Below are 12,633 nucleotides of genomic sequence, written 5' to 3' on the forward strand. Positions count from 1 at the left end.
CCACGGCCAGAGTGCGCCGGTGATGAAAGGACCACTATGAGCACGGAACTTCCCGAGCCGGATGCCGCCGACGCGGTGTTCAGCGACGAGGACGGCGTCCTCTATGACGACGAAGTGACCCCGGAGTACGGCATCCTCGGCTTCACGCTGCGTGAGCTGTTGATCGTCGGCGTCTGGCTGGTGTCGTTCCTCGTCTCCTTCTTCCCCCTCAGCGGCGGCGTCTCGCTGTGGGGCATCGGCATCCAGTGGATCCTGCCGATCGGCGTCCCGACGGTGGCCGTGTTCCTGCTGGTGCTGCGTCGGTTCTCTCCCGACGGCATCCGCCGCGTGGGCTCGTTGGGCATCGATCAGTTCGCCTCCGTCTCCTTCGCCGTATCCGCGTGCGTGTGGGCGGGCAACCTCTGGCTGGCGGTGTCCGCCGCGATCGCCACGGGTCAGTGGGGTCTGCCGTGGAACGCGCTCGTGCAGGTCATCACGTCGGTGGCGCTGGTCGTCCTGACCGTTTTCGCACCGCTGATCCCGGGGCTGCGTGAAGACTTCCAGGGTCGGCTGGTGACTCTCGCGCACCGGAACGCGAATCCCGTCCGGCCGGTGATCGCCCGTCCGCGCCCGGAGTCGACGTCCGGGGAGACTCAGGACGAGGCGGCGGTGGGGTCGCCGGAGAAGTCCGACACGGACGCGGTCATCGACACCGGACCCCCCACCAGCCCGGACACCGCAACCGACGCCGTCACCGACGTGGTACCCGATGCGGTCGATGGCGATCGGCGTCACGCCGACACCGACTCGTACCCCGCCGACTACTCGGACCGGATCCCGCTCACTGCGCACGCGTCGGGCGGAGGCACGGGGACGATACCCGTGGCCGACGAGGAGGAGTACACGCCGAGCTACTCCCGGCGTTCCCGGGCCGAGCAGCCCGAGATCGTCTCCGACACCGGGAGCATCGAGTCCCTCCTCGGCACGACCGCTCGGGAGGAGACAGGAGCGGTCGATGTCCCCGACGATGCCACGGCCGTCCATCCGATCGTCGCGGACGAGCAGGACGACGACGTCGAGGCCACGATCCCCCGCCAGTACACGGAGGCGGCGCAACCGTTCTGGATCCTGGCGCCCACCGAGCGCGATGTGCACGACGAGCGCGGCGAGCCGATCTTCCGGGTGGGGCCGACCGCGTGGGCGCTGGTGATCGAGGATCGCGGAGGGGCCTACGTCGTTCGCCATGACGACGGCCGCATCGGATACCTCCACGACATCACCGACATCACGAAGGGCTGACATGCGCACGATCGATCTGCGGGGGCGCGAGCTCTCGCCCGCGGACATGCTCGCGGCCGTCCCCCGCGCCACGCAGGCGCGCGCGGAGGCGCTCGACACCGCGGCACGCCTCGTCGAGGAGGTGCGGGAGCGCGGTGAGGGTGCGCTGCGAGAGCAGGCGGAGCGGTTCGACCGGGTCGTCGGACACGAGGTTCGCGTGCCTGAGACGCACATGACGCAGGCCCTCGACTCGCTCGATCCGGCAGTGCGGGCGGCGCTCGACGAGGCGATCCAGCGCGTGCGCCTGGCCTCAGCCGCTCAGGTCCCGGCCTCGCAGGTCACGACCATCGGCGCGGGTGCCACGATCACTCAGCGGTGGCAGCCCGTGCACAGGGTCGGTGTCTACATCCCCGGCGGAAAGGCCGTCTACCCGTCGAGCGTCGTCATGAATGTCGTCCCCGCGCAGGTCGCCGGGGTGCAGCAGATCGCCCTGGCCTCGCCGCCGCAGGCGGATCAGGACGGTCGTGTCCACCCGACGATCCTGGCGGCCGCGGCTCTGCTCGGAGTGACCGAGGTGTACGCCATGGGAGGTGCGGGAGCGATCGGTGCCTTCGCGCACGGTGTCCCCGGTCTCGGCCTCGATCCCGTCGATGTGGTGTCGGGCCCCGGCAACAACTACGTCGCCTCGGCCAAGCGGGCCGTGGCGGGCGTCGTCGGAACGGACTCCGAGGCTGGAGCGACCGAGATCCTCGTGGTCGCGGATTCCACCGCCGATCCGCGTCTCGTCGCCGCCGACCTGGTCAGCCAGGCCGAGCACGACGAGCAGGCGTCGGCCGTGCTCGTCACCGATGCGGAGGGACTCGCGGACCGGGTCGTCGCCGAGGTCGAGCGGCTCACCGCGGCGACGCGCCACAGCGCACGTGTCGCTGCCGCGTTGGCTGGTCCGCAGTCCGCGGTCGTCCTGGTCGACGACCGCGCGATGGCGGTGGCGTTCAGCAACGCGTACGCGCCGGAGCACCTAGAACTGCACCTGTCCGACGCCGAGCAGGCAGCGGCGGCGTTCACCAGTGCCGGCGCGGTGTTCGTGGGCGACCACACCCCGGTGAGCCTCGGCGACTACATGGCGGGGAGCAACCACGTGCTGCCGACCGGCGGCCAGGCGCGCTACGCACCGGGCCTCGGCGCCTACACCTTCCTCCGCCCGCAGCAGGTCGTCTCCTACGATCGCGCCGCCCTGGCCGCGGTTCGCGAGGGGGTCGTCGCCCTGGCGAACAGCGAAGCGCTGCCCGCGCACGGCGAGGCGATCGAGGCGCGGTTCACCGCGTAGGATCGGTCAGATGCACTGCCCCTTCTGCCGTCACCCCGACTCCAGGGTCATCGATTCCCGCACCAGCGACGACGGACTCTCGATCCGCCGTCGCCGACAGTGTCCGGAGTGCGGAGGACGGTTCTCGACGACGGAGACGGCCAGCCTCAACGTGATCAAGCGCTCGGGCGTGATGGAGCCGTTCAGCCGGGAGAAAGTGATCTCCGGCGTGCGAAAGGCCTGTCAGGGGCGTCCGGTGACGGAGGCCGACCTGGCGATCCTCGCGCAGCGCGTGGAAGAGGCGGTGCGTCAGACCGGGGTGTCCCAGCTCGATACCAACGAGATCGGCCTGGCGATCCTGGGTCCGCTGCGTGAGCTCGATGAGGTCGCGTTCCTTCGATTCGCGAGCGTCTATCAGGCGTTCGACTCTCTGGAGGACTTCGAGGCGGCCATCGGCGATCTCCGCGCCGACCACGCGAAGGCGGAGGCGGGCGACCGGTAATCTGGCAGGGATGTATCCCCTCCTCTTCCGCGCCGTCCTGTCGCGCTTCGATCCCGAGTTCGCCCACCACGCCGGCATGGCCGTCATCCGTGCCGTCGGTGTCCCGCCGCTGTCCTGGGCGACCCGCGCGATGACCAGGCCGGATCCGTCACTGCGTGTGGAGGCGCTGGGCCTCACGTTCCCGTCGCCGTTCGGTATCGCCGCGGGCTTCGACAAGAACGCGGTCGGCGTACGAGGTCTCGCCGCGCTCGGCTTCGGACACGTCGAGGTGGGCACGATCACGGCGATCCCGCAGGACGGGAATCCGAAGCCCCGGCTCTTCCGCTTGATCGCCGACCGTGCCGTGATCAACCGGATGGGCTTCAACAACAGGGGAGCGGACGCCGCGGCCCGTCGTCTGGCCCGGCTCCGGCGGGGCGCGCCGGACACGGTCATCGGGGTCAACATCGGCAAGAGCCGCGTGGTCGATGTCGAGGACGCGACCGCCGACTACGTCGCGTCAGCCACCCGGCTCGCGCCTCTCGCCGACTACCTCGCGGTGAACGTCTCCTCTCCGAACACTCCGGGCCTTCGCGGGCTTCAGGCGGTGGAGACGCTGGCGCCACTGCTGCGCGCCGTCCGCGACGCTTCGGGCTCGACCCCTCTGCTGGTCAAGATCGCGCCCGACCTCGCCGATGATGAGATCACCGCGATCGCGCAGCTCGCCGTGTCGGAGGGACTCGCGGGGATCATCGCCCACAACACCACGATCAGCAGGGACGGGCTCGTCACCGATTCCGCGACGGTCGAGGCTGCGGGTGCCGGCGGGCTCTCCGGTGCTCCCCTCAAGCGGCGCTCTCTCGAGGTGTTGAGGGTCGTCCGTTCCGCGGTGCCCGAGGACTTCTGCGTGATCGCGGTCGGCGGGGTGGAGACGGCCGCCGACGTGCAGGAGCGTCTGGACGCTGGAGCGACCCTGGTGCAGGGGTATACGGCGTTCCTCTACCGCGGCCCGTTCTGGGGTCGCGAGATCAACCGCGGGCTGGTCAGTCGGGGTACTGCCCGCGCTTGACCTGCGGCTTCGGCAGGCGCATGAACCGCATCTGCAGTGCGCGCATGCCGGCGTACCATCCGAGGCCCTTCTCGACGCGGTCGGCGCCGAACTTCGCGGCCGCCTTGCGCTTGACCCGAAGGCCGAGCAGGATCATGCCGCCGATCGCGATGACGAGGTACGCCATCATGAACAGGTACGCGTAGAACGAGATCATGAGGTTCGTCGGCAGGAGTGACGCCAGGATCACCAGCACCATGACGCCCATGACGAACTCCGCCGGGTGCCAGCCCGCGTCGACGTAGTCGCGCACCCAGCGCCGCTGCGGGCCCTTGTCGCGCACCGGGAGGTACTTCTCCTCACCGGCGGCCATCCCCGCCTGGGCGCGTGCGCGCCGCTCGTTCAGCTCGGCCCGGGCGGCCGCCTTCGCCTCCTTGGTGTTGGCCACCAGCGGCCGACGTCGCGCGGCCTCCTGCTCGGCGCGGGTCGGCGTGGCGCGCCCCTTGCCGACGGCGGGCGTCTGCGGGGCGTCGTCGTTCGTCGAAGGGGAGACGGGGGTAGTGGCCACGGGTTTCCTCGGTTCGCTGAAGATGGTCACCTTAAGATTACTCGCATGACCTCACCTGCACTTCCCAGCGAGTCCGACGCCGCCGTCCTCGAGGCCGTGGCCACCGGCATCCCGTCCGCGCTGTCCGATCTGGGGCACCTGGTCCGCATCCCCGGCATGGCCTGGCCCGCGTTCGATCAGACGCAGCTGGAGCGCAGTGCGGACGCCGTCGCGACGCTGGCCAGGGACACGGGGGTGTTCGACGAGGTGCGTGTGCTGCGTGCCGCGATCCCGGGCACCGACGAGCACGGACAGCCCGCGGTGCTCGCGACCCGCGCTGCTCGCAACGGCAAGCCGACAATCCTCCTCTACGCCCACCACGATGTGCAGCCCCCCGGCGACGACGCCCTCTGGGAGACCCCGCCGTTCGAGCCGACGGTGCGCGACGGCCGCCTCTACGGACGCGGGGCCGCCGATGACAAGGCGGGGATCATGGCCCACATCGGTGCGATCCGCGCGGTGTCGTCGGTTCTCGGTGCCGACCTCGACCTCGGGATCGCGATGTTCATCGAGGGGGAGGAGGAGTACGGCTCCCGCTCGTTCGCCCAGTTCCTCGCCGACAACAAAGACGCCCTCCGCGCCGACGCCATCGTCGTGGCGGACTCCGGCAACTGGGATTCGGTGACGCCCGGGCTCACCGTGTCGCTCCGGGGGAACGCCCGGTTCACGATGAAGGTCCGCACGCTCGACCACGCGTCCCACTCCGGGATGTTCGGTGGCGCGGTGCCCGACGCGATGATGGCCACCGTCCGGCTGCTCTCGACGCTCTGGAACGCCGACGGATCGGTCGCCGTCGAGGGTATGACGAGCCGCGAGGCGGAGACGCCGGAGTACGCGGAGGCGACCCTGCGCGACGAAGCGGGTCTCCTTCCCGGCACGATGCCGATCGGCGACGGGACGATTCTGAGCCGCATCTGGAACAAGCCGTCGGTGACCGTCATCGGCATCGACGCGACGAGCGTTTCGGCCGCGTCGAACACGCTGCTGCCGGAGGTCACCGTCGTGATCAGCGCGCGGGTGGCACCCGGGCAGACGGGGCAGGAGGCGTATGACGCGCTGGAGCGGCATCTGCGTGACCACGCCCCGTTCGGCGCCGAACTGTCGTTCTCCGACGTCGACCTGGGCAACCCGTTCCTCGTCGACACCAGCGGCTGGGCGGTCTCGCTCACCCGCGACGCGATGCGCGACGGCTACGGCGTGGCGCCGGTCGACCTGGGAGTCGGCGGGTCCATCCCGTTCATCGCCGACCTCGTCCGCGAGTTCCCCGACGCGCAGATCCTCGTGACGGGAGTGGAAGACCCGCATTCCCGCGCGCACAGCCCGAACGAGTCGCTGCACCTGGACACCTTCCGTCATGCGGTCGCGACCGAGGCGCTGCTGCTGGCACGGATGAACGCCGTCGAGCTCTGAGCCCGTCGCGGGAAGCGGCGGTAGAATCGTCACAGAAGCCGTGTATCGCGGCCCGTCCCAAGGAGTGACATGACCGACACCACCCTGTCCGCAGAGACCACCCGCGCACACGGCGTCAGCCTGACGGACGCCGCGGCCACCAAGGTCAAGAACCTTCTCGAGCAGGAGGGCCGCGACGATCTGCGTCTGCGCGTGGCCGTCCAGCCCGGAGGCTGCTCCGGCCTGATCTACCAGCTCTACTTCGACGAGCGCTTCCTCGAGGGCGACGAGACGGTCGACTTCGACGGCGTCGAGGTCATCGTCGACAACATGAGCGTCCCGTACCTCGACGGCGCGTCGATCGACTTCAAAGACACGATCTCCGAGCAGGGCTTCACGATCGACAACCCGAACGCCGCGGGAAGCTGCGCCTGTGGAGACAGCTTCCACTGATCTGCGGATTTCCGGACCACGGCCGTCGTCACCTCGCGTGACGGCGGCCGTTTCGCGTGCGGAACCTGCGTGGATGGCATGAATCGGGTGTGAGGTTGCTCTAGACTTGAACGTGCCCTGTCCGCAATCTGAAAGGTGCATCGTGCCCTCGAAACGCCGCCTTCGTTGGGCCGCACTCCCTGTGGGAGTCGTGGCAGCTGTGGCTCTGGCGGGATGTACTCCCACCGAGCTGAACGGCTTTCTTCCGGGCTTCGTGGAGGGTGGCCCGGCAGCGACCAACCAGACGGAGCGCGTGTCGTCGCTCTGGGTGAACTCCTGGATCGTTCTTCTCGCCGTCGGCGTCATCACCTGGAGCCTCATGGCGTGGGCCGCGATCGCGTACCGCCGGCGCAAGGGGCAGACCGGTCTCCCGGTGCAGATGCGCTACAACATGCCGATCGAGATCTTCTACACGATCGTGCCGCTCATCCTCGTGCTGGGCATGTTCTTCTTCACGGCGCGCGACCAGACCGAGATCGAGACCAAGTGGGACAACCCCGACGTCGAGATCACCGCGATCGCCAAGCAGTGGGCGTGGGACTTCCAGTACAACGGCGACACCGAAGACGACACGGTCTGGACGATGGGCATCCAGGCCCAGCCCGATGCCGAGGGCAACATCGACAAGGCCGAGCTCCCGACGCTGGTGCTCCCCGTCGACAAGAAGGTCACGATCAACCTTCAGTCGCGCGATGTGATCCACTCCTTCTGGATCATCGACTTCCTGTACAAGAAGGACATGTTCATCGGCAAGGACAACTCCTGGTCCTTCATCCCGACGCGCGAGGGCGAGTACGCCGGCAAGTGCGCCGAGCTCTGCGGTGAGTACCACTCGATGATGCTGTTCAACGTGAAGGTCGTCTCCCAGGAGGAGTACGACGCCTACCTCGAGTCGCTCGAGGAGAAGGGCAACACGGGCGACATCACCGACGCGTACGACCGTCTCTCGAACCTCCCCGGCACCTCCGGGAAGACCGACACCGAGGAAGGAGAGGAGTAAGTCATGTCGACCACTGAAGCTCCTCGCACCGACGAGGCACCCCGCTCCCGTCCCACCACTCTGCCCGCACGTCAGGCGGCTCTCATGAGCTCCTCGCGTGTGGAGCAGAAGGGCAACATCGTCGTCAAGTGGATCACCTCCACCGACCACAAGACCATCGGGTACATGTACCTGATCGCGTCTGTGCTGTTCTTCCTCCTCGGCGGCGTGATGGCCCTGGTCATCCGCGCCGAGCTCTTCGCGCCGGGCATGCAGATCATCCCGACGAAGGAGCAGTACAACCAGCTGTTCACGATGCACGGCACGATCATGCTGCTGATGTTCGCGACGCCGCTGTTCGCCGGTTTCGCCAACGCGATCCTGCCGCTGCAGATCGGTGCGCCCGACGTCGCTTTCCCGCGTCTCAACGCCTTCGCGTTCTGGCTGTTCCTCTTCGGGTCGACGATCGCCGTCGCCGGCTTCCTCACCCCGCAGGGTGCCGCCTCCTTCGGCTGGTTCGCCTATCAGCCGCTGGCCAACGCCTCGTTCTCGCCGGGTGCCGGTGGAAACCTCTGGATGCTCGGTCTGGGCATCTCCGGCTTCGGAACGATTCTCGGTGCGGTGAACTTCATCACCACGATCATCACGATGCGTGCCCCGGGTATGACCATGTGGCGCATGCCGATCTTCTCGTGGAACACGCTGATCACCAGCCTGCTCATCCTGATGGCGTTCCCGGTGCTCGCGGCCGCGATCTTCGCCGCCGCCGCCGACCGCGTCCTCGGCGCTCACGTCTACGACCCGGCCAACGGCGGTGTGCTCCTGTGGCAGCACCTGTTCTGGTTCTTCGGTCACCCCGAGGTGTACATCATCGCGCTGCCGTTCTTCGGCATCGTCTCGGAGATCTTCCCGGTCTTCAGCCGGAAGCCGATCTTCGGCTACAAGACGCTGGTGTACGCGACGATCGCGATCGCCGCGCTGTCGGTCGCCGTGTGGGCGCACCACATGTACGTCACCGGTTCGGTGCTGCTGCCGTTCTTCGCGCTGATGACGATGCTCATCGCCGTCCCGACCGGTGTGAAGATCTTCAACTGGATCGGCACGCTCTGGCGAGGGTCGGTCACGTTCGAGACGCCGATGGTCTTCGCGCTCGGCTTCCTGGTGTCGTTCGTCTTCGGTGGTCTGACCGGTGTCATCCTCGCGGCCCCGCCGCTGGACTTCCACCTCAGCGACTCGTACTTCGTGGTGGCGCACTTCCACTACGTGGTGTTCGGCACGGTCGTGTTCGCGATGTTCGCGGGCTTCTACTTCTGGTGGCCCAAGTGGACGGGACGCATGCTCAACGAGCGTCTGGGCTACGTGCACTTCTGGATGCTGTTCGTCGGCTTCCACATGACCTTCCTGATCCAGCACTGGCTGGGTGTGGACGGCATGGTGCGTCGCTACGCGGACTACTCGGCGGCCGATGGCTGGACCTGGCAGAACCAGGTCTCCACGATCGGCGCGATCATCCTCGGCGCCTCGATGCTGCCGTTCTTCCTGAACGTCTGGATCACCGCGCGCAAGGCGCCCAAGGTGACGGTGAACGACCCGTGGGGTTACGGCGCCTCGCTCGAGTGGGCGACCTCGTGCCCGCCGCCGCGGCACAACTTCACGTCGATCCCGCGTATCCGCAGCGAGCGTCCCGCGTTCGACCTGAACCACCCGGAGGCGGCCGAGTTCGCGACCACCGCACCCGGCGAGCGAGAGGGCCACTGAGTCATGCGCGATAACGTCATCATCTGGTGGGTCCTGACCGCGTTCTTCGCCCTTGTGGGCGTCGTCTACACGGGCTGGAACATCCTCGCCCACCCCGGCCTGCCGCTCGTGAATCAGATCGAGTGGGTCGGCACCGTGGCGCTGTTCTTCTCCGCCTTCATGGGAGCGATGGTCGCGTTCTACCTCGACCGCACCCACAAGGCGCAGAACGGTGAGCTGCCGGAAGACATCCTGACCTCCGACATCGACGACGGTGACCCCGAGCTCGGAGAGTTCAGCCCGTGGTCGTGGTGGCCGCTCGTGCTCGCCGCTTCGGCAGGCGTGTTCGTTGTCGGGCTCGCGGTGGGGCACTTCCTCCTGCCGATCGGTCTCGCGATCTTCGTGGTCGCGATCGTCGGCTGGGTCTACGAGTACTACCGCGGGAACTTCGCCCGCTGAGCGCTGTACCTGCGAAAGGCCCCCCGGATCGTTCCGGGGGGCCTTTCCCGTGTGTGTGAGCGCGGCGTTCAGGCGCGCGTGCGGATCCGTGGAATCCCGGTGAGGGGATCGACGGGGCGGAGGTGCACGCCATCGGCATCTTCGACCGGGTAGCCCTCTCGCACCCAGTACTCGAACCCGCCGATCATCTCGCGGACCCGATACCCGAGGCTGGCGAACTCGGCCGCGCCCCGCGTACCGCCGTTGCAGCCGGGGCTCCAGCAGTACACGACGACCTCGGCGTCGGGGGAGATCTCCTGCGGCGCCCGGGCGGCGATCTCACTGTGGTGCATGTGAACCGCGCCCGTCACGCGCCCCTGGGTCCACGCCTCCGAGGACCGGACATCGACCACGACGAGCTGTTCGCCCGCGGTGCGCGCGGCGTGCACGTCGGCGGGATCCGTTTCATAGGCGAGCTTGGCGGCGAAGTAGTCGGAGCGCGAGATCATGTCTCCACGCTAGTTCCCGCTGTGGCCGCGTGGCGCAGTGAGACGGACGTCGGTCGTGCGGATTCTGCCGTTGGCCCTCGCTGTCAGTGGCGCCGCGTCATCTGCACGCGCGTTCCGTATGCGTCCAGCCCGAGGGCGTGCTCGATGCTCACGAGGGACTCGAGGAACGGCGTATCGGGAGTGCTCACGGCGAACCCGCACGTGGCGTAGAACGGGGCGTTCCAGGGAACCTCGGCGTAGGTGCGCAGAGTGATGCGCTGATTCCCCCGTCGAACGCTCTCGTCCAGCGCGGCATGCACCAGCTGCCGACCGATACCCCGGCGACCATGATCAGGGTGGACCGACAGTTGCTCGAGATGCCCATCTCCGTCGATCTGCAGGACGTGGGCGAAGCCGACGACGGTGAGCGCAGATCGGGCAGGATGCGCGGCACGGCGCGAATCGGCCGCCTCGGCGACCAGGACGTAGCCATCATGGGCGGCGCGCTCGGCTGCCGTTGCCGGGGGCGGCCAGTCCTGCGCGCGGAAGCGTTCGACCAGGAGACGATCGGCCGCGAGCTCGATCTCCTCCAGAGCAGCGATGTCCTGCGGCTCCGCCGGCCGGATACGCACGCGTGTCATAGCGACGCCGCCGAGCCGCTGACCGCGGGGGTGCTCCGTGTCGTTTCGTCCTGGGCCGCGTGCCCCATGTCCAGCGTGATCGGGAACGGGTCGGTCGTGGCTGATGCAGGGGTCGATGGGTTCGGCATGGACCGCGTGACAGACGCGAACCAGGGGTGCACGTCACGGGCTCCATGTCCAACCATGTGGATGCCGGTACGGGCTTCGGCGATGGGCTCAGCAGCGCCGGCGTGAGTGCCGTCAGGGGGAGCGGCGGGGGCAAGGGGCCCGGCGGCGGCGGGGAGACCGGCGAGGGGTCCAGGAGCGACGACGTGAGTGCTGCCGGTGGGAGCTGCGGCTGTAGAGGCGGCGGTGACGGGTCCTCCGGCGTCGTTGAGATCGTCGAGGAATAGGGATCCAGCAGCGCCGTGGGGACCGGCGAGGGGGCCAGCAGCGACGTGGGGACCGGCGGCAGACTCAGCGGCGAGATGGAGCGCGCGTCGGGGCGAAAGCGCGCGCGAGCGAGCTGACCGAGCACTGGATGACATGAAGTGATCCTCTCATCGGTGAGACGACGAAGGCCCCGTCCGACGCGACGGGGCCTTCAACGGGGGAGTGGCGACTACTCGTCGTCCTCCGACTTCTTCTTGCGCGGACGCTTCACGGGCTCGGTCGAGATCACCGTGCTGGGCGTGTTCGGCGTCTCGTCGACGTGAGTCTCGTCCACCGTGAGCGGGGCGTCGGGGAAGCCGGCGCGCTCGTGAGCGCCCTGGATCTCCGCGGCCTCGGCCGCCTCGTTGTCCGCCGTGACGTGGTGCTGGTGTGCATCGGCGGCGTCAACCTCGGCCTGCGTGAGCGGAGCCAGACGGTCCTCGAAGAACCAGCGCGACATCGCCGAACGGAGGTTCTCCGTCCACGGGATGCGGCCCTTGGCGTTCGGGCGCACCACGAGGGGCTCGTAGCCGTCGATGTCGATGAGCTTCCAGCGGTCGTACTTGTCGACCGGCTGGTGCACCTCGATGTACTCGCCGCCGGGGAGGCGGACGATGCGGCCCGACTCGAAGCCGTGCAGCACGATCTCGCGGTCCTTCTTCTGCAGCGCGATGCAGATGCGCTTGGTGACGAAGTAGCCGATGATCGGGCCGAGGAACAGCAGCACCTGGAGCGTGTGGATCACGCCCTCCATCGTGAGCATGAAGTGCGTCGCGATGAGGTCGGACGATGCCGCCGCCCACAGCACGGCGTAGAAGATGACGCCCGCGACACCGATCGCCGTGCGCGTGGCCGCGTTGCGGGGACGCTGGGCGATGTGGTGCTCGCGCTTGTCGCCCGTGACCCACGCCTCGATGAACGGGTAGATCGCCACGATCACGATGAACAGGCCGAGCACTGCGACCGGAGCCAGGATGCCGAACGACCACGTGTGGTTCAGGAACACGATGTCCCAGTTCGACGGGGCGAGGCGCAGCGCGCCGTCCGCGAACCCGATGTACCAGTCGGGCTGCGTACCCGCCGAGACGGGGGACGGGTCGTACGGGCCGTAGTTCCAGATCGGGTTGATCTGGAAGAACGTCGCGATCAGCACGATGGTGCCGAAGACGATGAACAGGTAGCCGCCCATCTTGGACATGTACACCGGCATCATCGGGTAGCCCACGACGTTGTCGTTCGAGCGGCCGGGGCCGGCGAACTGCGTGTGCTTGTTGATGACCATGAGCATCAGGTGCAGGACGATGAAGGCGATCACCAGCATCGGGAGCAGCAGGATGTGCAGCGTGTAGAGCCGTCCGA

The 12,633-nt window shown here is 68.2% G+C and carries 13 protein-coding genes; 9 read left to right on the top strand and 4 right to left on the bottom strand.

The features are described 5' to 3' along the window. Positions 1 to 36 precede the first annotated feature (36 nt). Genes DW299_RS17050 through DW299_RS17065 form a run of 4 tightly spaced genes read left to right on the top strand, consistent with a single transcriptional unit; the run spans position 37 to position 4,113 of the window. Complete coding sequence (locus tag DW299_RS17050) at positions 37 to 1,278, top strand: hypothetical protein (RefSeq protein WP_136037294.1); 1,242 nt, start codon at positions 37 to 39, stop codon at positions 1,276 to 1,278. Position 1,279: 1 nt separating this feature from the next. After that, the gene (gene hisD / locus DW299_RS17055) at positions 1,280 to 2,584 is read left to right on the top strand and encodes a histidinol dehydrogenase (protein WP_136037295.1); all 1,305 of its coding nucleotides are present in this window, start codon (positions 1,280 to 1,282) and stop codon (positions 2,582 to 2,584) included. Positions 2,585 to 2,594: 10 nt separating this feature from the next. Continuing rightward, positions 2,595 to 3,065 (top strand): transcriptional regulator NrdR, encoded by a 471-nt coding sequence (gene nrdR / locus DW299_RS17060; protein WP_136037296.1) that lies wholly within the window; start codon positions 2,595 to 2,597, stop codon positions 3,063 to 3,065. A 10-nt stretch (positions 3,066 to 3,075) separates the two neighbouring features. Beyond that, the gene (locus DW299_RS17065; protein ID WP_136037297.1) at positions 3,076 to 4,113 is read left to right on the top strand and encodes a quinone-dependent dihydroorotate dehydrogenase; all 1,038 of its coding nucleotides are present in this window, start codon (positions 3,076 to 3,078) and stop codon (positions 4,111 to 4,113) included. Here the strand turns inward: DW299_RS17065 and DW299_RS17070 are convergent. Beyond that, positions 4,088 to 4,660: a DUF3043 domain-containing protein gene (locus DW299_RS17070; protein ID WP_136031354.1), complete on the bottom strand. Its 573-nt coding sequence runs from the start codon at positions 4,658 to 4,660 to the stop codon at positions 4,088 to 4,090. The genes DW299_RS17065 and DW299_RS17070 overlap by 26 nt on opposite strands. A 45-nt stretch (positions 4,661 to 4,705) precedes the next feature. Here DW299_RS17070 and DW299_RS17075 point away from each other — a divergent pair, with 45 nt between their 5' ends. From DW299_RS17075 to DW299_RS17095, 5 genes are all read left to right on the top strand, one after another. Next, positions 4,706 to 6,109, top strand: coding sequence for a dipeptidase (locus DW299_RS17075; protein ID WP_136037298.1), 1,404 nt, complete (start codon positions 4,706 to 4,708; stop codon positions 6,107 to 6,109). A 69-nt stretch (positions 6,110 to 6,178) separates the two neighbouring features. Then, positions 6,179 to 6,541, top strand: a complete 363-nt coding sequence (gene erpA, locus DW299_RS17080; RefSeq protein WP_136031358.1) for an iron-sulfur cluster insertion protein ErpA — start codon at positions 6,179 to 6,181, stop codon at positions 6,539 to 6,541. Positions 6,542 to 6,683: 142 nt separating this feature from the next. Continuing rightward, positions 6,684 to 7,580, top strand: coding sequence for an aa3-type cytochrome oxidase subunit II (gene ctaC / locus DW299_RS17085; RefSeq protein ID WP_136031360.1), 897 nt, complete (start codon positions 6,684 to 6,686; stop codon positions 7,578 to 7,580). A 3-nt stretch (positions 7,581 to 7,583) separates the two neighbouring features. After that, positions 7,584 to 9,317, top strand: a complete 1,734-nt coding sequence (ctaD, locus tag DW299_RS17090) for an aa3-type cytochrome oxidase subunit I (RefSeq protein ID WP_205812734.1) — start codon at positions 7,584 to 7,586, stop codon at positions 9,315 to 9,317. Between the two features lie 3 nt (positions 9,318 to 9,320). Further along, positions 9,321 to 9,755: a cytochrome c oxidase subunit 4 gene (locus DW299_RS17095; RefSeq protein WP_025105064.1), complete on the top strand. Its 435-nt coding sequence runs from the start codon at positions 9,321 to 9,323 to the stop codon at positions 9,753 to 9,755. Positions 9,756 to 9,823: 68 nt separating this feature from the next. Here the strand turns inward: DW299_RS17095 and DW299_RS17100 are convergent, their stop codons facing one another. The 3 genes from DW299_RS17100 to DW299_RS17110 form a co-directional block, all read right to left on the bottom strand. Next, entirely contained in the window at positions 9,824 to 10,243 is a 420-nt protein-coding gene (locus tag DW299_RS17100; protein WP_136037299.1) for a rhodanese-like domain-containing protein, read from the bottom strand. An 83-nt stretch (positions 10,244 to 10,326) separates the two neighbouring features. Further along, the gene (locus tag DW299_RS17105; RefSeq protein ID WP_136037300.1) at positions 10,327 to 10,863 is read right to left on the bottom strand and encodes a GNAT family N-acetyltransferase; all 537 of its coding nucleotides are present in this window, start codon (positions 10,861 to 10,863) and stop codon (positions 10,327 to 10,329) included. Between the two features lie 601 nt (positions 10,864 to 11,464). Next, the coding region (locus tag DW299_RS17110) for a cytochrome b (protein ID WP_205814437.1) at positions 11,465 to 12,633 on the bottom strand (1,169 nt) is incomplete at its 5' end.

The sequence above is a fragment of the Microbacterium sp. K35 genome (genome assembly GCF_004794375.1).
Classification (GTDB): domain Bacteria; phylum Actinomycetota; class Actinomycetes; order Actinomycetales; family Microbacteriaceae; genus Microbacterium; species Microbacterium sufflavum.

Bases quoted from the DNA above. Each gene is read 5' to 3' on its own strand.
- ctaD (WP_205812734.1), top strand. From the start codon at position 7,584: ATGTCGACCACTGAAGCTCCTCGCACCGACGAGGCACCCCGCTCCCGT.
- DW299_RS17075 (WP_136037298.1), top strand. From the start codon at position 4,706: ATGACCTCACCTGCACTTCCCAGCGAGTCCGACGCCGCCGTCCTCGAG.
- erpA (WP_136031358.1), top strand. From the start codon at position 6,179: ATGACCGACACCACCCTGTCCGCAGAGACCACCCGCGCACACGGCGTC.
- DW299_RS17050 (WP_136037294.1), top strand. From the start codon at position 37: ATGAGCACGGAACTTCCCGAGCCGGATGCCGCCGACGCGGTGTTCAGC.
- DW299_RS17095 (WP_025105064.1), top strand. From the start codon at position 9,321: ATGCGCGATAACGTCATCATCTGGTGGGTCCTGACCGCGTTCTTCGCC.
- DW299_RS17105 (WP_136037300.1), bottom strand. From the start codon at position 10,863: ATGACACGCGTGCGTATCCGGCCGGCGGAGCCGCAGGACATCGCTGCT.
- DW299_RS17065 (WP_136037297.1), top strand. From the start codon at position 3,076: ATGTATCCCCTCCTCTTCCGCGCCGTCCTGTCGCGCTTCGATCCCGAG.
- nrdR (WP_136037296.1), top strand. From the start codon at position 2,595: ATGCACTGCCCCTTCTGCCGTCACCCCGACTCCAGGGTCATCGATTCC.
- DW299_RS17100 (WP_136037299.1), bottom strand. From the start codon at position 10,243: ATGATCTCGCGCTCCGACTACTTCGCCGCCAAGCTCGCCTATGAAACG.
- hisD (WP_136037295.1), top strand. From the start codon at position 1,280: ATGCGCACGATCGATCTGCGGGGGCGCGAGCTCTCGCCCGCGGACATG.